This is a genomic window from Trichocoleus sp. ST-U2, assembly GCF_039961875.1.
GTDB lineage: Bacteria > Cyanobacteriota > Cyanobacteriia > Cyanobacteriales > FACHB-T130 > FACHB-T130.
In genome coordinates, this window is the sequence record NZ_JAMPJY010000029.1 from 58,173 (window position 1) to 77,783 (window position 19,611).

Genomic DNA, 19,611 nt, shown 5'->3' on the forward strand with positions numbered 1-19,611 from the left:
GGTGTTAAATCTCATCGTCAGGAAGAGAAACTGACATAATTTTCCCCTGAGAGAGATACACACTAAAGCGATCAGAAAATTGCATTACTGGTTTCTTTTGTCCATCAAGTTCCTCTTCATCAAGTAGCGGTTTGATTGACCAACGCTAGTTTTTAGAATACATTACCAAAAGTATCCGAATTAAAAGGACTTATTGACCAGACATATATGCCCGAATGCAGTGGTAGAAATCGGACTGTAGTAGTTAAAAATAATCCTTGAGCAGTTTTTTTCGCTTACCCTAAAGCTATTGGCAGATAATGTGGCTTCAAAATTATGTTTGCAGTCGGTTTACAGATAATGTGATTTGATTTGCAGCTATTGGGGTTTAGACTAACCTTTTATTTGCAATTTAATGTAGTTTCAGTTTTGTATTGGAAAGCGGTTTGAAGCGTTTGGGTTTGCAGTTCGCTACAATTATATCTTTCTGCTGCTTGTCCAAACTACTTACCATCTTTGGTAATTTAACCTTGTCTGCTACTTGACGGGGTATACAGAGGCATTGCAACTTCTGTTGCTTGCTGCCCGAACCTGCTCAAACTCAATCAAACCCACATCTTGGAAACTTTCCCTTACCTGCACGCATGCAGAGAATCAAGAACGATGTCTAATCAAGCGTCTGACCGTCTTAAGCAAAATGCTGAAAGAATTATGCATCTGTGGGAGGAGCGGGCGCGTGATGAAGTCAAAGCATCAATGCATCATGAGTCTCTTGTTTTACGAAATTCGCTACCTCTGTACTTAAACCAACTGGTAGATGAACTCTCAAACAGAATTGACAGGACACCTGCCCGAATCGCAGCCGACAAGGTAGAAAGCACTCGGATTGGCAAGAAGCATGGGCATGAGCGGGCCGGTTATGCCGACTACTCCATGACTCAACTCATTTTCGAGTACCACATCCTTCGTCAAGTCATCTTTCAAGTTTTAGAGGAAGAAGCACCTTTAGACGTGAGGGAACGAGACATTATTATCGACTCCATTGAGCAAGCCGTTAATGACGCTGCCACTCAATTCTCCGAGACGCTGCGAGATATTCAAGAGCTATTTATGGTGACGCTAACTCACGACCTCAGAGGCCCCCTTAATGTTGTAAAAATGGGAACTCAACTGACTCTGCGTCGGGTGGAACGAGGAGATAGCCACGTGGATATAGCCGCGAGGATGCTCAATGCAATCAATCGGCTGGATTCGATGATTCAAAATCTGCTTGATGCAAGTCGGCTGCGGACAGGGCAGAGTTTAAAGATTGAATTTGAAGAATGCGATTTAGAGGTGCTAGTTCAAGAGGTAGTAGAGGATTTGAGCTTCGCTTATGGAGATCGGTTTGTTGTGGTTTGTGATTCTGATATCAGGAGTTATTGCAGCCGTAAAGAAATACGGCGGGTGATTGAAAACTTAGCAGTTAACGCTGTGAAATATGGGGCGTCTGGCACGCCGATTACACTCACGCTTCAGCAAACTGAAACGCAGATCAGCCTTACTATCCATAATGAAGGCGATCCGATTAGCCTAGACGCTCAATCAATCCTATTTCAACAATTTCGTCGAACTATCTCTGCTGAGGAGCAAACGGGATGGGGACTAGGATTATTTTTGGTAAAGAGTATTACTGAAGCACATGAAGGGACGATTGAAGTTGAAAGCGCTGAAGGCAGGGGAACAAGCTTTATCATCAAGTTACCCAAAGTTCCCGATCAGGTGGCATAGTGGCTAAGGTTCTTCGCTGATTTTGGTGAAAAGAAGGACGGTCGCCAATTTCTGTAACCTGGATTATAGGCTAAAAATCTTTCCAGAGAATTGCCCGTATACATGACACTCCTCAAGAGCGATCGCACTTGACATCTTGCCGCCAGCAATCGCTAGAATTGCTTCGGTTTCGGTAAGCGCGATCGCTATTCGCTGTTAGATAGTCTGCGATGTCCAGGTGGGACCATCGCAGCGCGGGCCATCCGCCGTCCAAATCAATTTATCTAAGCACATTCGCCGCGCCGACCTGCCCGTGTCCCAAGCATGGTAAGCGATGTAATCAGTTTTACCATCGGGACCGACAACGATTGAGTTATGACCGGGACCGAGAACGCGATCGACAACAGTTTTCAATACGCGGGGTCCTGCTTCATTCCCCGCATCCGAGTAGGGACCCATGACGCTATCTGCAACGCCATAATCGACACCGTAGTTTTCAGTTTCCCAACGCCCACCGCTGTAAAAGCAGTAGTAGCGATCGCCATGTTTGCGGACACTGGGACCTTCTAAGGTATGCCAATCATAGCGATCGCCGTACATCAAACGGTTCGCTAGAAACCGCTGCCAGTCAGAGCGGGCGCGTAAAACAACTTTCCCCTCTCCAGCCAGTTTTGTCATCCCTATCAATCGGTCTACCATCAGCGCCGTTCCAGCCCTTACTCCGCCTTCTGTATCCAAGAAATCGCGGGCGTAGAACAGATACCATTGCCCATCGTCATCCCGAAAGGCATGGGGATCGATAGCGAAAGGACACGATTCAGGGTCTATGAGGGGTTCACCGATGTCTTGATAAGGCCCCAAGGGGCGATCGCTCGTTGCAACCCGTAACTGATGCCTTTTGTCTTCGTGTCCTACTGAGTAGTAGAGATAGAACTTGCGATCGCAATAAGCAACTTCGGGTGCCCAATAGTTATCTCCCAGAGCAGCATCTGGGCGCAGCAGTGCATTACCCGCAAACTCCCAGTTTGCAAAGTCCTCAGAGCGCAAGAGGGGAAAGACGCGCTGTTTGCCGATTTCGTCCACCTCTCCCTCTGCTTCTGCTGCACCCGTGCCGATTGCGTAATATACTCCCTCGTGTTCCCAAACAAACGGATCGGCAAAATAGCCGTTGTACACCGGATTGGTATAGGTGCGCTTGCTAGGGAATTCTTCAGGCGTCGGCTCAAATTGAGACATTAGCGTCCTAATACTTGAAATTCACGTAGGTTTCAACTTTGTTCTCTGGCAACTGCTCTACCACGTGGCACCGCAGTAATTCCCTTATTTCCTCTGGCAGACTTTCATAATAGTCCCGTTGCACAGTCAAGTCTACTTTCGCGGTGTGCAGCCAATGCATCACATAGCCCATCACAACCATCGGTCTGGGAGTGTTTGTCCGGTTCGGTGAGCCTCGATGCAGCGCCAGCGGCGACCGAATCATCACATCACCCGGCTGCATATAAAAGGATTCCATCGGAATTTCGCCAGCAGCCACTTTCACTAACCCTTCCTCACGAGGTAAGACATGAGTCCCCCGCGCCATTTGAAACGGCCCATTGTCCGCTGTTACTTCTACCAGCGGAAAGTTAACCGCCAGCGCATAGAGTGGCGTTACTATCTGATCTGAGAAAAGTGGGCGAAAGTCCCGGTGAATTTCTTGGTAATCCGAACCCTTTACTGGAATATCAGCCCCCAATTGCACCATCTTATATTCTTGGTAGAATACGCGATTGAGAATCCCCAAAATTACCGGATTCGCAAACACATCTACATTGGCAAAGGGAGCAACCCAGGGGAAGGTTAGATAGAAGCGGGCTTGTTCGCGAGGTGCCAGACCACCCGGTTGATTTTGGCGCTTTTGGAATAATTCATTAAAAGCGTCTGCCCACTCTTCGATCAATCCTCTGTCAAATAGACCCCGAATCACACAAATTCCATCTCGATTGAGTTCTTCAGCAAAGCGATTTAGGTCAGTCGTCGAAAACTTAGCTGTATCTGTAGTTTGAATCATGTTGCTGTTCCTGCTCCAATTCAGGGCGTTAGAGTTGAAGTAAAATCTAGCTTTCAAGAGCAAAGTGTTTCAGGAAGCTAGTTTGCTGCTCCCAAAACCTTCCGTATAATTACTGCTTAACAAGGTGTTCAAGAGTTCAGTAATTTCCACGCTTCGCGCTTATGGAATCTCCTGAACTTTCAGATGAAACTGTGACCGAGCTGCTTAATCAGCAGGCAAAGAATGAAGCTGTAAAATCTTCACTCACCCTCAACGGTTGAATTATTAACCACTATCGTCCAATCGTCATTTCCATATCCACAAGCCTTAGTGACCTAGCTTCTCGAAGTTTCATCGCTGCTACTAAAACTGATTCCTCATTGCCTAAAGAAAAACATAGCGTCATCTACTTAATACTATTATTCCCCGCGATAGATGCAGAATAGCAATCACTACCTGAAATCTTAAAAAAACTTTGGGTTAGTTTTGCAAGTTGAGCAACACTATTTTGCTCTAGATGAAGACTAGCGATGAGATGGCGAATGCTTACGGCACGGTACGCGATCGCGCTATTCGGGTAGATAACTTCCGGGAGACTCTGGCAGTGGTAGCCTGCCTAATTGATACTTGATAATTGCTTCCCGCACTGAGACAAAACTCAGATATACTTCATTGTCTGGATCGCAGATACTGCCCTCGCGGTCATTTGATAATCGACAATCGCCACTGATAAACCAAAGAAACACATGGGTATCAAGCAGTAGCTTCATGTACCTCATGTACCCTCAAATGCGGTCAGAATGTCTTCTGGTAATGAAGTGTCAAAATCATCTGGCACAGTGAACTCTCCAGCACAAAGAGCAAAAGGTTGAAGTTGCTTAACGGTTGGTGAAATTTGTCTAATTTCAGCAACAGGCTTTCCTGTTTGCATGACAATAAGAGTCTCAGCTGCTTCGACTTGGTGAAGGTTAAGTTGCAATATCTCGCTGAATTTCCTCAATCGTTACCGTTAGCATAGCGTCACTTTTGCATGGTTATGGCTCTTCCCTTATTCCCTCTTGTGTCTCTCAATCAGTAAAAATATCATGCTGCTCCTTAAAATGTCTCTCGGTAGTAGCCAAGCCTAAATCGGTAGCTAGGAAATCAACACCGTCAATAATTCTGGGTATCTTAACTTTATCAACTTGCAGACTGAGAAAGCATTCCTGCCTGTAATGGGGTCTTTCCTGAAAGCGTGCGATCGCAAGTTTTAAAGGACGTATAACTTCATACGCTTTCTCAGCTTTCTCAATTGATTCCTGAGGAATTGAAGATTGCAGCCTAAGAATTGCTAAATCGATTAAATCTCTTGCCTCAACGCTGTCGTCCATGTAGCGATCGCAATTTGAAAGCAGCTTGGACGTGAAACAGTCATTGAGGCTTAAGCAGGCGACAGATGACCACTTTGGATATCTTGGCGGATCTAGTTGAAAACGAGCTTCAGCGATAATTTCAGCCTTGATGGGGATATTATCAACAATAACCATCATCCGAATTCCATACTGGTCAGTGGTGCCACGTCCAACTTGGATTCTACTCAGATCGCGAAACAATGCTTCATATCCACCATCAAATATGACTGTGCGGAGGTATTTGTAGCCTGATTCACCAACAGGAGAGATAAAATCAACATCCTTACTCCAGCGGTATTCTTCAAAATCAAGTGCAAGAAGGGTTCCACCACCGAAGTAAGCAGAACCCTTCCTAAGTACCTCAGCATCTAAACTTTCAAGAATCGTGAGGATTTTATTATGGTAATCTAATCGGAAGGTCATAAACAGGCTTGTAGCCAGGAATTATAGCGTTTTGCAAGTTCCTTTAGGAAACGTAGTTCTTCGCCTTCAAGATTGCTAAATAGCTGGCGATATTCCCAACCCCGCTCATAGCGACTCAGCATTTGCTCCGGAGTAAACCGATAGACATCTCCTGTCTGCCAGCAGATTGACTCTAAAAAATGCAGCCTTTTTGGGACAACAGGTGGATTAATTGTTGGTGTGGCGGTTGTCATAGCTCCTCTAATCGACAACTTTGGCTAACTCTACTTCTAGAATAGCCCAATCATCGGTGATCGCGCTGCTACCTACGTGCAAACAAAACCAATTTACAGGAGCGATCGCTTTATTCGTTCTTGCTGGCGATCTCACTTTGCTTCCTGACCCAAATACTTGGACGGGAGTTAATCAAATTCTTGCCTAGTTTTTGGGAGTGTGCTCAGCGGGACACGCCTCTGTGTCCACTACAACAAGGTGTTATCTGCTCAGATTTCCTATGATCTTGACAGATGCTTTAGAAATTCATCAACAACCTGAGCAGGACTGTTGTAACATTCTTTAGCATCGTAGAATTCAATGAAATACAATCCATAGTCTTTGAATAACCTTGCTCGGTCGTGGTCTCGCATTGCAGTAGCGCTTGGATGATACTGATCTCCCATAACCTCCAGAATTCCCCACTTTCCATCTTGACAGACTAAGAAATCTGGCTCTCTTTTCACATCTTTTCCACCTAATACAGCGGTTGCATTGGAGAAAAACAGTACATTTCGCCTCTTTAGTTCATTGTAAACTTTCACTTCAGAGCGAGAGCGAAACCTTAAGCCGTCATGCTCAATAGTTCCACTAGAGACAAGCGATGCAGAATTTGATAATAGCTTTCCATCATCTGGTGGAGCTTCGATAATAGGCGATATTTCTAAGTCATTTATTTCATAACCAACTTCTTTTGGAAATACAGTATAGACAGCAGCCAGTAACTCTTTTTTCACACTCTCTGTGAATTTGGGTAGGTGTGCAACGGGTACGCAAAATCTTACAGTAGCATCGTAAGAGTCCCACCGAACGTGAGAAAACGAACCAGATGAAACAACTTCGTAAGTCGAATTGATAAGTAGAGTGTCAATGTCATCTTTTTTTATCGCTCGCAGGTAGCTCCTAAGCGTATGGAGAAAAGCTGGCGATTCCGGCGGACTGTAGGTAAACTCTGTCAACTTTTACTCTCCAACTAACCTTTATTTCACTGTAGATAAATAGTTATTAAACCGTTCACAGCGGTTTAACACGCTTATTAGTAATTTTAGCCTCCAGTAAACGGTCTAGCACTTGAAATAGGAACAGCTTACCGCAGCGAGTGATCGCGATCGCGTACTTATAGCAGGATCGACAATAGCGATATAAGAAGTCTAATTTAGGCAGGGATAGGGCAATGGTGCGATTAAAGGTGTGGCAGTGGGTTGTATTGGCAATGCCGAGTGCAGCTCATTTCCGAATTCGCTCAAGTTCCTCTCGTAAAACTCGCCGTAGCGTTTCCTCCAACGGTTCGCGACACTGTTGAATGTGCTGGCGAAGTACATCGTTGATTAATGTCTGATAGTTTCCTCCACCTGCTAGATGAACTTGCTCGCGAAACCATGCCAAAACATCATCATCTAATCGGATGGTAATACGGGTTTTCCCTGGCGGTGTTGGCTCGATTGCTCCCCGCTTCCCCTGACTAAAATCATACTCAGCTTCCATCAGTTATTCCTCCTCATATTGCTTTCGCTCATGGCGTGTAGCTTTGCGGGCAGAAATCAATCGAATCTTATTGTCACGCCATGTTAAACAACAACTAAAACTCGACCGAAGGCATCTATACCATCTGTAATAAATCGCTTGTTAAATCACCAACAATGGTCGAACACCCTGATTTGTGATGTTATCCCACATTACGGGGTCTAGCATCAGAGGCAGTTAGATCGACAATAACGGTATAAGAAGTCGAATCGAGACAGGTTTGGAACAATGGTGCAATTAAAGGTGTGGCAGTGGGTGGTGTTAGCAACGCCGATCGCAACGATCGTTGGTTTCTTGCTGATATCGGCAGGGTTGCAGATTCACGAGTGGCGGATTAATTGGATCTGGGGCGTGTTTACCGTCGTATTTGTGGGTTGGCGTTGGCTGCTGGTGAAGTGGACTCGACCCGCGATCGCGCAAATAGAATCGGTCATGGCGGAGGTTAGCGCCGAACTCGAATCTGGTACAGGCGACACTGTAGGCCTACCAGGGGGAAATGATGCTGTAAATCAAGCTGAAGTCGCCTATCAAGAGATCCTGAAAGCAGCACAGAGCGATCGCCCGATTTGGGAAGACTGGCAAACTTTTTGGCAGCGATGCCAGGATCTTGTTAGCGCGATCGCTCATGTCTACAATCCTGAAGTAAAGTATCCCCTGCTCAACATTCACGTTACCCAAGCTTACGGACTGATTCGGGGAACGGTGGACGATCTGGACGGGTGGATACAGAAGTTATCTCCTGCCCTCGATCGGGTCACGATTGGGCAGGCATACGAGGCATACGGAGTTTACCGCAAGCTGGAACCATCGGCTCGGAAACTCTGGCAAGCCTGGAATTGGGCACAGTGGTTCTTGAATCCGGTGGTGGCGGTAGCAAAACAAGTCACTCAGCGTTCCAGTAATCAGGCAAATCAGGAATTGCTGGGGAATTTGAGCCAGATGCTTCGGGAAGCCGCTCTGCGGAACTTATGTCGGCAAGCGATCGCTCTCTATGGAGGAACGACTACACTACCAGAGTCAGAATCCTCTACTTCCACACCGACACTACCCAAGGCAAAGACGCAAACCCTCCGAGACATCCTGGCTCAAACAGAACCCGTCGAAGCGGTTGAGCAAAAACCTGTCAATATTCTGCTAGTGGGACGAACCGGATCTGGAAAAAGCAGCTTGATTAATACGCTATTTCAAGCAGATCGAGCCGCCGTGGATGTGTTGCCCAGCACCGATAAGATTCAGAATTACCGCTGGCAGAGCCAATTGGGGGAAACTCTGACGCTTTGGGATACGCCGGGGTACGAACAAGTGAACCGGGCGGATTTGCGGGAACTGGTGCTGGATTATGCCACCAATGCAGATTTGCTGCTCTTAGTCACTCCTGCCCTCGATCCGGCACTGCAAATGGATGTGGACTTTCTCAAAGATATGAAGGCAGAAGTTGCAGACTTGAGCGCGATCGCCATCGTCACTCAGGTGGATCGTCTGCGCCCCATCCGGGAGTGGGAACCTCCCTACAACTGGCAAGCAGGCGATCGCCCAAAGGAAAAGGCGATTCGGGAAGCGACCGAGTATCGGGCGAAGCTTCTAGGCGACTTCTGCAATCTGGTTCTCCCTGTAGTTACAGGTGACACAAAAACGGGTCGAACTGCCTGGGGAATGGACGCACTCTCATTAGCACTGGTGGATGCGATCGCGCCTACCAAGCAACTCCGCCTTGCCCGTTTTTTGCGTAACTTGGATGCCCGCACTGCCGCTGCTGCCAAAATCATTGACCGCTACACCTTTCAGATGACAACGACACAGGGACTGGCTGCACTCCTCAAAAGTCCCGTTCTCCAGTTCATTGCGACACTGACAACCGGACGACCAAATCTAGCATACCTGCTAGCAGACCAAATTCCCGTGGAGCAATTGCCGGTTGTGATTGGCAAACTTCAGATGGCGTATGATTTGTTCTCGCTCTTGAATCCGGGCGAAAACCCGATCAACTTTGATTTGCTATCCCTTTGGCCTCTACTACTGGAAAACCCCTCTTCACCAGAACGCAATGCCTGGGCATTTGGTCACGCTTTAGTGGAATATTGGACTCAAAATCTGACAGTTGAACAATTCCGGGAACGGTTTGAGTTCTATCTCAAGCAAATTTGAGCCGATGCCTCTTTATCTGCTCTAGGCTTCTTAGCGAATTTTAATCCGGCTATCAGACTTAATTCAGAGCGAACCGACAGGTCGGCGCTAGGCTAACGCCTCGCTTCGGATGAGCGCGATCGCGCATCCTAGAGATAGAGCCAAATAAACTCTCTCAAAGTTGAACTGGCTCGCCTCACATTGACAACTGAATGATGCAGCATGAAAAAACGTTATCTTTTAAAAGCTGGCGCTGTAATTGTAGGCGCGGCATGGTTATCACGCAATCTAATTGGGAATTCGGGAGATATGGCAGCTTCAAACAATAATTTTGAAATCAACAAAACCGAGGAAGAATGGCGTGAAATTTTGACGCCCGAACAGTTTAACGTCTTGCGTAAACACGGTACCGAACGTGCTGGAACTAGCCCGCTTGATAAGCAATACGGTAAAGGAATTTATGCGTGTGCGGCGTGTGACTTACCGCTTTTTACCTCTGACACGAAATTCGACAGCCATACTGGTTGGCCCAGTTTTTATGCTCCCATTGAAGGGGGAATCGGCACCTCCACAGACAAGACGCTTTTTATGACTAGAATTGAAGTGCATTGCCATCGCTGTGGTGGGCATTTAGGTCATGTATTTAACGATGGTCCGCGCCCAACTGGCAAACGCTACTGCATGAACGGTGCCGCGCTTAAATTTATTCAAGGCTAGCGATCGCTCCTATTTGACTGCATCGTTTGGCAGGTGTTCTAGTGAAGCTGGCGAATAGAATTCGCGCCTACATACACAAAACCTGCCTCCGCAGGTTTCAAAAGTCCGCGCAGGCGGACTTCGTTTGTATAGCCGCGATTTCTAATCGCCAAGGCTGCAAGATATGCGAGCGCTTCTCAAGAAAAGGGCGCACAGCCGTGCGCCCCTACAGTTAGTTCAAGGACGAAGGTACAAGCTTGTGCATCTTGCCAAAGCTTAAAGAGGAAGAATTCAGCGCGTGAAGGTTTTGGTTCGCCACTCAACAATAAATCTGCTTTACCGCAACGACGAACCCACTTGCTATTTACGACTCTTTAATATTGTTGCCATTGGTAGGAAAAGCGAGAATTCATAATCAATTAAGGGAACGAAACCGTATTTCAGATAAAATTGCTTTGACTCATCATCCAGAGCATCAACTCTAACTGCAAAAATCCCTACTTCATCTGCAAGGCGAACTGCTTTACTAAGAGCATCCATTAGTAATCTTTTTCCCAATCCTCTCCCTTGCATTGAGGTGTCAACGGCAAGTTGTCCGATTAACATAGCGGGAACAGGATAACGGGGTAATCTTTTTCTTAGTTGCTCTGGAAGCGAGTCAAACGTAATGCTAGACATACTGATGGTGTAATAGCCAACAACTTCATTACCATCTTCTTTGGGAATAGCAACAAAGGTTTTGGCAATGCCTTTTCTATCGTTTTGTCCAGCGTATTGCTTCAGGTAATCGTTTAACTTTGGAACTCCGCAGTCGAAAGCATCCTTCCTTACACTGCTATCGAGAGGGTGAAAAATCCATTCCACAAAGTATTACTTTTCGTACTCCTGATATTCACACATCGCCAATTTTAAAGCTTCGTTCGGTTCAGGCGGATTCTCTAGTATCGATAAAAAGAGATCCCGATCTCTATCTGACAAAACCAGTGTTTCATGAAAGGCAATGTCCTTTCTGGCAGCATCAAGTGAGTGGCAAAGCACATAAGAACTTACACTGAGTCCCATCAGTGCAGCTGCCTTTTCAAGCGTCTTTTTTTGCTCTTGGCTCAGTCTCAAATCAATTCTGCTTTCTTTGGTATTGCTGCTGGCTGACATAACTAATGTTTAATCAATCTCAGTGTAGTATCCCGCTATGACATACCAATAGTTTGATGTATTATCCGGCAAATGTCCACACAAATACTAAGAAAAAGGGTGGGTTTTTCGACCCACCCCAAAAGTGATTTGATTACCTCAAGGAGGAGGTGCAAGCTTGTGCATCTTGCCAAAGCTTGAAGAGGAAGAATTCAGCGCGATCGCTCATTGCAGTCACAAAAACGCCCTCTCCATTTTTCGAGCCTCCGTCCACCCAGCTACCGTGCAGGCTGACTTCGACGTACTCGGCATCGCAAGCACACAAGCCAATAATTTCAGAACCTTCCTGCTGCGCTTCCTCTACCAACCGTCCGATTTCTGGCAAACTAGCCGGAAGTAAGAAGGAAGCGGTGCTGGGTTCGACTGAGATGGGGGTACCCACTCGCAGCGCTAAAATCACCCGCCGTGTCACCCACTCTTCCAGAGATTGAGCCAGACACTCCAAGTAAAAGCCGTTTTCTGTGTAAGTTAATTTCAGCATTGCTTGGTGTCTCCTTACAAATCCAGGTGATCGTGCTGTTCGCGCCAGAACTGTTCGGCAAAGGCAACAGCAGGGTGCATGGGGGCTTTAGGCTGGGTACGAAGGGGCATTCCCGCTTGAGTCGGAGTGCGATCGCCTTTGCGTTGGTTGCACCTTTCGCAGGCAATCACTACGTTGTCCCAGGTGTGTTTTCCGCCCTTTGATAAGGGTAGGACGTGATCGATCGTCAACTGTTTCGTGTTACCGCAGTATTGGCAGGTGTGGTGGTCTCTCCGCAGCAATTCCCGACGGTTCACTGGGGGAACCTTCCAAACTCGCTCTGCACTCGTGATGGTGAGGCGAATTTGTTCTGGCACCTCGATTACCACGCTGGGCGACCGCACTTGCCAGCCCGCTGCATCGCTAAACTGCAAAGGTTCGGCTTTCCCACCGATCAACAGAGCGATCGCTCGCTTAATATTGACCCGGCTTATGGGCAAGTAGTTCTGGGAAAATACGACTACCGACCTACCTAACACGTCAGTTGCGCTTGTCACGACTTGGCTCCTCATACAATTAACCCCCGCCTCTGGTAATTAGAAGCGGGGGTTGGAAAAACTTTTTGAGTCTTCTCGTCCTATGTTGGTACGGCTACTTTTAGCCTGTACCTCCCGCTTTGTTTGTTTAGTTTGGGTTCTGCAAACCGCAGACTCCCACCATTATTGCGATCCAAAATTTGATCGATCTCCGTACCTCGTCTCTGACTACCATATCCACCCATAAAAAGAAACTCCACGCCCGCACAGGCTGATTCCCAACTCGTTAAAGAGTCGGAATGGCTGGCTGAGATGGAGAAAGCAGGTATATGTGTCACAGGAAGGCTTCTTGAACGGTTTAACTTGAATCTGGCTTTCAATATACTACACTTGTATTACTAATCTGTCCACAAATTTTAGGAGAAAAAATCATGCGTACCCTACCTCGCACCTCAACCACTGAAATGGAAGTCACCAGCATACGCTTGGAGAGAGAACTGAAGGAAGAACTCAAAGAACTCGCAGGTCATCAGGGATATCAAGCTTTGATTCGAGATATCCTCTGGAACTACGTGCAGCAGAAATCCGATGATTATAAACCTCAATTCTCTAGGTCTGATATCCTCTCTAGCGTCCCCGCCACAGCGCAGCAAGAACAACGCTGTGTACTGACAGGCAAGTTTATCCGACCGCAAGAGCCAATGTTATTAGGATTTACCAATCATGGCGATCTGGTTCCCTTAAGTGTTGAGAGTTTGTCATCGAGATAGGCTTTTGGTGTCTTCAAATTAGCGTCAGCGCAGCATAAACAAAAGCGATCGCACTTTATCCCAGTACAAGATAAAAAGTGCGATCGCTCTCCAGCTAATGACGAATGGCTAATTGTTCGTTGCTATCTGCTGCTTAGACATCCTGTTCGCTTAAATCGCGGGTCATGTGGTCAAAGGGCTGATCTACAAATGCTGTATTTGCAACTCCAGCCGCAGCCACTTGTTCTTTCACAATGTCCTTCATGATTTGGATGCCCATTACGGTGGGGCCAATCGGCACTCCCAAAGAGTTGTAAGTTTCCCGAAGACCTTGCAGCACCCGCTCATCCAGCACATTCGTATCACCTGCAACCAACGCATAGCTGGCATAGCGCAGGTAATAGTCCATATCCCGCAGACAAGCAGCATAGCGACGAGTCGTATATGCATTTCCGCCTGGTCGAATCAGTTCGGGCAGTTCTTCAAACAGCCGTGACCCCGCCTGCTTCACAATCGAAGCTGCATTGGAGTTAATCACAGCAGCCGCTTGGACTCGTGCTGTGCCGGTTTCAAAATAAGATTTCAGGGAATCTACGGCATTGCGATCCAGGTAACGACCCGTAACATCGTAATTTTTAATCAGGTTTGTGACTGCGTCGCGCATGAAATTGCTCTCCCAACAACAAGCTATATAGATAATTTTCTATTGTTTAGTGTGCTGTTGCATACCCAGTTTCTAGGGTGTAGTTTACAACAACAAACACTTTCATTAGCATATATCCATCTCCACAAGCATCTCCACATTGTTGAGAGCGATCGCGGCAATTTTTAGCGGGCAATTTTTTCTGGGATGCTGCTGTAAGCCTTCTGACGCATCTGGTTGCCATCCCGTGACCGACCCGTAGAGCCAGCTTTTCGACGGCTCACCGGCTTCAACCAACAGACCCCTCTCATGGGCACTGGCAGTAATGTCAGCTCTTCTGGATATCGCGGCTGCGGATCGTTGAGCAACCAAATAGGCGGCACCATCATCGGGTCATATTCAGCAATAATATCAACCACCCCAGGACGCTGCTTTAGCTCCACTCTCGTCCCAGGACGATACTCAAACGCCTCTTGTTCGTCAAAATCTTGATCAAAATCCGTATTTAAATTAAACATCATGCTTCCCCCCGCACAAAAGTAGCCAAAGCTACTGATTAGTAAAATTGTTGCCGCCTATAAGATTTTTTTGTAAATCTCGCTACAATTTTTAACTTTTTCTCGCTTTAAGTCAAACGGCAACTGCCTTATTCTGTATAGCTGAATACAAAATCTCCTGGCACCTATCCCTAGGATGATCCAGTACATCGATGCCTTACGTCTTGAAAAAAGGCTGAAGACTGTTAGCGTAGCGGCGCGTAAGCGCCAACTGGGAATTGAGTGGGAGAGTTCTTGAGATGGGCAAAAGAGGAGACAAAAGATTTTCAGCCAGGAAAGTTGTACTTCTGGATCGGGAAGTCTCACCTGAAAATGCTTGCTTTCAATCCAGGTTCTCCCCCTCTTGACTTGACGATTCACCAACCCTGATGATCGCTCTTACTGTTTTTTCTGCTTTCCAGACTGAGCCAGCTTAGAAAATAAGGAGTCCGTCGTAATGTTCCAGACCCCGCAAGAATTTTTGACTTACGTCAAAGAAAAAAACATCCAGATCATTGACCTCAAGTTCATCGATATGCCGGGTATCTGGCAGCATTTGTCGATGTATCACGACCAAATTGACGAAAGTAGCTTTACCGAGGGCGTACCCTTCGATGGCTCTAGTATCCGGGGTTGGAAAGCCATCAACGAATCAGACATGGCAATGGTGCTAGATCCGACAACTGCCTGGATCGACCCATTCATGGCAGAGCCGACTTTAAGCGTCGTCTGTAGCATTATCGAACCCCGGACGGGCCAACCTTACAGCCGCGACCCCCGCACCATTGCTCAGAAGGCAGTAGACTACCTAATTTCTACCGGCATTGGCGATACAGCCTTCATTGGACCGGAAGCTGAGTTCTTCATCTTTGATGATGTCCGCTTTGACCAAAACCAGCATGAAGGCTATTACCACGTAGACTCCGTCGAGGGACGTTGGAATTCTGGGAAAAAAGAAGAGGGTGGCAACCTCGGTTATAAACCTCGCTACAAAGAGGGTTATTTCCCAGTCGCGCCGACGGATACCTCCCAGGATATGCGGACAGAAATGCTGCTGACGATGGCGAAGTGCGGGGTGCCAATTGAAAAGCACCACCACGAAGTTGCTACCGGCGGACAGTGCGAACTGGGTTTCCGCTTCGCAACTTTGGTACAAGCTGCTGACTATCTGATGACTTACAAGTACGTCATCAAGAACGTTGCCAAGAAATATGGCAAAACAGTCACCTTCATGCCGAAGCCACTGTTTAACGACAACGGTTCTGGGATGCATACCCACCAGTCGATTTGGAAGGATGGGCAGCCGCTATTCGCAGGCGATAAGTATGCTGGCTTAAGCCAAATGGCGTTGCACTACATCGGTGGCATCCTCAAGCACGCACCGGCGCTGTTGGCTTTGACCAATCCCACAACCAATTCTTACAAGCGCTTGGTGCCCGGTTTTGAAGCACCCGTGAACTTGGCTTACTCCCAAGGAAACCGTTCTGCCTCGATTCGGATTCCGCTATCTGGTACCAATCCTAAAGCGAAGCGCTTAGAGTTCCGTTGTCCGGATGCGACTTCTAACCCCTACTTGGCGTTTGCTGCCATGCTCTGTGCGGGTCTAGATGGTATCAAAAACCAAATTGACCCTGGTGAATCCCTGGATAAGGATATTTACGACCTAACCCCAGAGGAACTGGCGAATGTTCCTTCCACCCCAGGATCGCTCGAAGGTGCCCTGGAGGCATTGGAAAACGATCACGCTTTCTTGACCGAGACGGGCGTGTTCACCCCAGACTTCATCCAGACTTGGATTTCATACAAGCTCGATAACGAAGTCAACCCGATGCGGCTGCGCCCCCATCCCTACGAGTTCGCTCTCTACTATGATTGCTAATTTCTTTTCTCGCTCATGGGAAGGCAAATTGTGTAGGAGCAAAGCCTGACGTTTTTGCTAAGCATTCCTGCCAAATCTAGAGCTTGCCTTTCTTAAAGCGTTCTAAGCTGTGGGGTGGGGTATCCCCTTCCTGGAAAACAACTCATCCCTAGCCCGCCACCCATAAGGGTGGCGCTTTTTCTTGTCCCACTGGAGACAGATGGCAGTTGTCGAAACTGAGTTAACATAAGAAATATGTCTTAACAAAAAGACATATAACCGCGCAGCATTTTCATAGTCGTACTCAGTTTTCAGCACCCATCGTTAGCCTCTATGCAGTCAACCTCAAACCTTGACCCAGCAACTACTATTACTGAGACTCTAACCAAGCTGACCTATCAGACTTTTCAGCAAGGCAAAAATTACTTTGGTTTAGCTCATAAAATATTAAATTCTCAGTTGCTGAATTTAATTTCACCTCCACCGGAGGTGAAAACCAAGCCGATTCCGCCAGAGGTTATACAAAAACTGAAACAAAGGCACGATCGGATTATCGAAGCCGATTGGCAGGATGTTGAGCGAGGTGTATATCCCGCTGGCTTACTGTTTGATAACTCATGGAGCGATTTTTTCCGCTATTATCCAATGGTTTGGCTGGATACGCTGCAAGTGCATCAGCGGGCGAACCAAAAGCGGCATCAAGACTTTTCTCCAAACATTTCCACGGATGGTTATCCAAGCTACTACCTGCAAAACTTCCACCACCAAACTGATGGTTACTTAAGTGACTGGTCCGCGAATCTCTATGATTTGCAAGTAGAAATTCTTTTTGGTGGCACGGCAGATGCGATGCGGCGGCGGATTCTCGCGCCATTGAAACAAGGGCTGAAAGCTTTTGATTCTATTCCACCCAGACAAGTTCGCATTCTGGATGTGGCAAGTGGAACGGGGCGCACTTTGAAATTAATCCGCGGCGCTTTGCCGGAAGCATCTCTGTTTGGAATCGATTTGTCACCCGCTTACTTGCGGAAGGCGAATCAGCTGTTATTGGAAAATCCTGGAGAATTGCCCCAACTCCTACAAGCGAATGCTGAGAAAATCCCTTACGTGGATGAGCATTTCCATGCGGTTACTTGCGTGTTTCTCTTCCATGAGCTTCCAGCAGCGGTGCGTCAGCAGGTGATCGAACAGTGCTACCGAGTCACGAAACCGGGTGGAGTCTTTATTATCTGCGACTCGATTCAGGTCAGCGATGCTCCAGACTTGGTGCCACTGATGGAAAACTTCCCAGAAACATTCCACGAGCCATACTACAAACACTACATAACGGATGATTTGGTGAAACGGTTGGAGAAAGCAGGCTTCGAGAATATTTCGAGTGAAGTTCACTTTATGAGCAAGTATTTGATTGCTCATAAGCCGGTTTCTGAAAAGACAACGGCTTTAGATGGAGAACAAAGCGATCGCAAGCTCATGGTTTGAAACACGGTGTCGAGAAGTAGCAACAGACGGCATCAAGGCTAAGGCTCGTTACTAGGATGGATAGAGCTGTCCTAGTAACGAGAATCAGAAGAAGCGGCTGAAGGCGATCGCTGTATAGGCGATGATTAAACAACTTAACACTTGAAAATAAAAAACTAATCTTTAGAGGTGTCCTCCAAATGTGCCTCTAGGCGATAGAGTTGGTCTAGGCAAACCGCAAAACGATAAGCAGAAGGTATTATGACCACCAACCAGCCTGCTGTGGAAAGTGTTTCCACCCAAGGACTGTCAACTGAGGATCTAGTTACCAATGAGCTGATTGAGGATGCAACGGTAGTCAACTATGTTGATGTGATTCAAACCGTTATCTCCAGCTTGGATCAGGACGATACGGCAATGGTAAGCCGTGGCGAAGACAGCAGCTATCTTTGGAAATTTAAGTACGGTAGCGTTGAGGTGTTTGTGCAACTCACGGGGATTACCGAGGAGGATACTTTCACCGTTTGGTCTTATGTTCTCAAGCTACCTGCCACGAACGAACCGCTGTTGATGAGGAAACTCCTGGAAATGAATTGGTCGGACACGTTTGAATCGCGTTTTGGCATTGTAGAGAACCAAGTGGCAGTGCTGACATCTCGCACTGTCGCCGAGCTTTCTCCTGGAGAAATTTCCCGCGCTGTCACCGTTGTCGCGACGATTGCAGATAATAACGACGAAGCTTTACAAGCTGAATTTGGTAGTTAGTTATTGGTCATTGGTCATTGATTTTAGGCAAATGACACATGACCAATAACCGCTACTGGCGTTTGATTCCGCTGCTGGAAGCGTCAGGTCGCGTCCAGATGGCAATCGACCGATGGTTACTGGAGCAGCACCATCTGGGTTTGCATCCTCCAGCCTTACGGTTTTATACCTGGTCTCCACCGGCAATTTCGTTGGGATATCATCAACACCGCTTACCTGCATCTTGGCAGCAGCTGGCTGCGGCGGGTGTAGTGGATTTGGTGCGGCGTCCGACTGGCGGACGTGGGGTGCTGCACCAAGGTGATTTGACCTACATGGTGGTCACGTCAGGACTTGCTGGCAGTCGCCTGCAAGCGTACCAAGAAATTTGTAAGTTTTTGATTCAGGGGTGGCGATCGCTCGGTTTAGAATTGCACTACGGTTCGGCAGGACGGGGTTACATTCATAACCCCAATTGTTTTGGTACCGCGACAGGTGCGGATTTAGTTTTAGCGGATAATTCTAAATTAATTGGTAGTGCCCAGATGAGGCGAGGCAATACCATTTTGCAGCACGGCTCGATCCGTTTGTCACCAGACGCCACGCTGTTTGAACAGGTGTTTGGCGAGGCTGCGGAGCCGGTCAAACTACCGAATAAACAACAGGGAGAGGCGCTAATTCTAACAGTTGTAGAAGCTTTGACGGTAGCAGCTAAGGATTGTTTTGGTGTTGAGATGCTGGTGCAGCCTTTTTCTGAAAGTGAGTGGCAGGAAATTTTGGCGCAGCCAGAATTAGCGATTCCCTCACCGAATAAAGTCTCGGAGAATCCAGCCTTACAGAATCAAGATGGACAATGCTAACGCGAGTGACTCTAAGGTCGGAGGCGTTGCTGAAATTGTAATGAACTAAGCTGATAGAAAAACTGTTCGATACTTCAAGTAGTGAAGGAGCAAACGGAGCGAACACTTCAGCATCTCAAGTGATTTGGAGTAGCACAAAGTCTTTCGGTGCAGACGTGCCAGGTAATGCCGTAGACGAGTGTTTTCCCCCTCAACTCGAGTCATATAGGTCTTGCTGACAATCTGATCGCTCTCCTCAATGAATATCGGATAGACCTTCCATCCGTCAGTGACATAGAAGAAACAATGCCAGCACTTGACGATAAACCATAAGAACTTGAAGGTTTCGGCACTGCGATCACCAACCACCCATGCCAGAATTCCTGCTTGAAAGTGATTAACGGCAGTCCAAATCCACAGTTTGTTA

Annotated in this window: 25 protein-coding genes and 1 pseudogene; 8 read left to right on the forward strand and 18 right to left on the reverse strand. The window is 47.2% G+C overall.

All coding sequences use genetic code 11. The features are described from left to right. The first annotated feature begins 642 nt into the window (after positions 1 to 642). Positions 643 to 1,749, forward strand: coding sequence for a HAMP domain-containing sensor histidine kinase (locus NC996_RS18625; protein ID WP_242032520.1), 1,107 nt, complete (start codon positions 643 to 645; stop codon positions 1,747 to 1,749). Between the two features lie 195 nt (positions 1,750 to 1,944). Here the strand turns inward: NC996_RS18625 and NC996_RS18630 are convergent, their stop codons facing one another. The 10 genes and pseudogenes from NC996_RS18630 to NC996_RS18675 form a co-directional block, all read right to left on the reverse strand. Further along, entirely contained in the window at positions 1,945 to 2,964 is a 1,020-nt protein-coding gene (locus tag NC996_RS18630; RefSeq protein ID WP_190683958.1) for a glycoside hydrolase family 43 protein, read from the reverse strand. Positions 2,965 to 2,971: 7 nt separating this feature from the next. Next, positions 2,972 to 3,778, reverse strand: a complete 807-nt coding sequence (locus NC996_RS18635) for a phytanoyl-CoA dioxygenase family protein (RefSeq protein WP_190683960.1) — start codon at positions 3,776 to 3,778, stop codon at positions 2,972 to 2,974. Between the two features lie 548 nt (positions 3,779 to 4,326). Next, positions 4,327 to 4,527: a PIN domain nuclease gene (locus tag NC996_RS18640; protein WP_348232189.1), complete on the reverse strand. Its 201-nt coding sequence runs from the start codon at positions 4,525 to 4,527 to the stop codon at positions 4,327 to 4,329. A gap of 5 nt (positions 4,528 to 4,532) precedes the next feature. Continuing rightward, complete coding sequence (locus tag NC996_RS18645) at positions 4,533 to 4,736, reverse strand: type II toxin-antitoxin system Phd/YefM family antitoxin (RefSeq protein WP_348232190.1); 204 nt, start codon at positions 4,734 to 4,736, stop codon at positions 4,533 to 4,535. Between the two features lie 88 nt (positions 4,737 to 4,824). Beyond that, the gene (locus NC996_RS18650; RefSeq protein WP_190683965.1) at positions 4,825 to 5,571 is read right to left on the reverse strand and encodes a nucleotidyl transferase AbiEii/AbiGii toxin family protein; all 747 of its coding nucleotides are present in this window, start codon (positions 5,569 to 5,571) and stop codon (positions 4,825 to 4,827) included. Next, positions 5,568 to 5,804, reverse strand: a complete 237-nt coding sequence (locus tag NC996_RS18655) for a hypothetical protein (RefSeq protein WP_190683968.1) — start codon at positions 5,802 to 5,804, stop codon at positions 5,568 to 5,570. The genes NC996_RS18650 and NC996_RS18655 overlap by 4 nt, the downstream gene beginning before the upstream one ends. A gap of 7 nt (positions 5,805 to 5,811) precedes the next feature. After that, positions 5,812 to 5,940: a hypothetical protein gene (locus NC996_RS18660; protein WP_277878458.1), complete on the reverse strand. Its 129-nt coding sequence runs from the start codon at positions 5,938 to 5,940 to the stop codon at positions 5,812 to 5,814. Positions 5,941 to 6,062: 122 nt separating this feature from the next. Next, positions 6,063 to 6,560: a hypothetical protein gene (locus NC996_RS18665; RefSeq protein ID WP_199302972.1), complete on the reverse strand. Its 498-nt coding sequence runs from the start codon at positions 6,558 to 6,560 to the stop codon at positions 6,063 to 6,065. A 490-nt stretch (positions 6,561 to 7,050) separates the two neighbouring features. Continuing rightward, positions 7,051 to 7,308 carry a BrnA antitoxin family protein gene (locus NC996_RS18670; RefSeq protein WP_190528768.1) on the reverse strand — a complete coding sequence of 86 codons (258 nt, stop codon included), beginning with the start codon at positions 7,306 to 7,308 and terminating at the stop codon, positions 7,051 to 7,053. Between the two features lie 3 nt (positions 7,309 to 7,311). After that, positions 7,312 to 7,448: pseudogene (locus tag NC996_RS18675) on the reverse strand (BrnT family toxin); the annotation flags it as partial. A gap of 127 nt (positions 7,449 to 7,575) precedes the next feature. Between NC996_RS18675 and NC996_RS18680 the strand changes: the two are divergent. Beyond that, complete coding sequence (locus NC996_RS18680) at positions 7,576 to 9,492, forward strand: GTPase family protein (protein ID WP_190683971.1); 1,917 nt, start codon at positions 7,576 to 7,578, stop codon at positions 9,490 to 9,492. A gap of 201 nt (positions 9,493 to 9,693) precedes the next feature. Further along, positions 9,694 to 10,188, forward strand: coding sequence for a peptide-methionine (R)-S-oxide reductase MsrB (gene msrB / locus NC996_RS18685; protein ID WP_190536314.1), 495 nt, complete (start codon positions 9,694 to 9,696; stop codon positions 10,186 to 10,188). Positions 10,189 to 10,527: 339 nt separating this feature from the next. Here msrB and NC996_RS18690 read toward each other — a convergent pair whose 3' ends face one another. The 4 genes from NC996_RS18690 to NC996_RS18705 form a co-directional block, all read right to left on the reverse strand. After that, complete coding sequence (locus tag NC996_RS18690; RefSeq protein WP_190430712.1) at positions 10,528 to 11,031, reverse strand: GNAT family N-acetyltransferase; 504 nt, start codon at positions 11,029 to 11,031, stop codon at positions 10,528 to 10,530. Between the two features lie 6 nt (positions 11,032 to 11,037). Beyond that, positions 11,038 to 11,319 carry a DUF1778 domain-containing protein gene (locus NC996_RS18695; RefSeq protein WP_190412377.1) on the reverse strand — a complete coding sequence of 94 codons (282 nt, stop codon included), beginning with the start codon at positions 11,317 to 11,319 and terminating at the stop codon, positions 11,038 to 11,040. A 133-nt stretch (positions 11,320 to 11,452) separates the two neighbouring features. Beyond that, the gene (locus NC996_RS18700; protein WP_190412376.1) at positions 11,453 to 11,839 is read right to left on the reverse strand and encodes an alr0857 family protein; all 387 of its coding nucleotides are present in this window, start codon (positions 11,837 to 11,839) and stop codon (positions 11,453 to 11,455) included. 14 nt (positions 11,840 to 11,853) lie between these two features. Next, positions 11,854 to 12,375, reverse strand: a complete 522-nt coding sequence (locus NC996_RS18705; protein ID WP_190683974.1) for an HNH endonuclease — start codon at positions 12,373 to 12,375, stop codon at positions 11,854 to 11,856. Positions 12,376 to 12,785: 410 nt separating this feature from the next. Here NC996_RS18705 and NC996_RS18710 point away from each other — a divergent pair, with 410 nt between their 5' ends. Beyond that, entirely contained in the window at positions 12,786 to 13,124 is a 339-nt protein-coding gene (locus tag NC996_RS18710; protein ID WP_190412375.1) for a hypothetical protein, read from the forward strand. A 133-nt stretch (positions 13,125 to 13,257) separates the two neighbouring features. Here NC996_RS18710 and apcB read toward each other — a convergent pair whose 3' ends face one another. Genes apcB through NC996_RS18725 form a run of 3 tightly spaced genes read right to left on the reverse strand, consistent with a single transcriptional unit; the run spans position 13,258 to position 14,267 of the window. After that, a complete protein-coding gene (apcB, locus tag NC996_RS18715; RefSeq protein ID WP_190434291.1) occupies positions 13,258 to 13,767 on the reverse strand; it encodes an allophycocyanin subunit beta in 510 nt (169 codons plus the stop codon). 46 nt (positions 13,768 to 13,813) lie between these two features. Then, entirely contained in the window at positions 13,814 to 13,942 is a 129-nt protein-coding gene (locus NC996_RS18720) for a hypothetical protein (protein ID WP_277879670.1), read from the reverse strand. Further along, positions 13,932 to 14,267, reverse strand: a complete 336-nt coding sequence (locus tag NC996_RS18725; protein ID WP_242030399.1) for a hypothetical protein — start codon at positions 14,265 to 14,267, stop codon at positions 13,932 to 13,934. Before NC996_RS18725 ends, NC996_RS18720 begins: the two co-directional genes overlap by 11 nt. A gap of 472 nt (positions 14,268 to 14,739) precedes the next feature. Between NC996_RS18725 and glnA the strand changes: the two genes are divergently transcribed. From glnA to NC996_RS18745, 4 genes are all read left to right on the forward strand, one after another. Continuing rightward, positions 14,740 to 16,161, forward strand: coding sequence for a type I glutamate--ammonia ligase (gene glnA, locus NC996_RS18730; protein ID WP_190412373.1), 1,422 nt, complete (start codon positions 14,740 to 14,742; stop codon positions 16,159 to 16,161). Between the two features lie 348 nt (positions 16,162 to 16,509). Next, the gene (locus NC996_RS18735) at positions 16,510 to 17,622 is read left to right on the forward strand and encodes a methyltransferase domain-containing protein (RefSeq protein WP_190536341.1); all 1,113 of its coding nucleotides are present in this window, start codon (positions 16,510 to 16,512) and stop codon (positions 17,620 to 17,622) included. Between the two features lie 240 nt (positions 17,623 to 17,862). After that, positions 17,863 to 18,366, forward strand: a complete 504-nt coding sequence (locus NC996_RS18740) for a YbjN domain-containing protein (protein ID WP_190430709.1) — start codon at positions 17,863 to 17,865, stop codon at positions 18,364 to 18,366. A 38-nt stretch (positions 18,367 to 18,404) separates the two neighbouring features. After that, positions 18,405 to 19,205, forward strand: a complete 801-nt coding sequence (locus NC996_RS18745) for a biotin/lipoate A/B protein ligase family protein (protein ID WP_190683978.1) — start codon at positions 18,405 to 18,407, stop codon at positions 19,203 to 19,205. Between the two features lie 45 nt (positions 19,206 to 19,250). On the opposite strand, the gene NC996_RS18750 is transcribed toward NC996_RS18745, so the two are convergent. After that, positions 19,251 to 19,611: IS1 family transposase (locus NC996_RS18750; RefSeq protein ID WP_190683983.1), on the reverse strand; the 361-nt coding region annotated here is incomplete at its 5' end.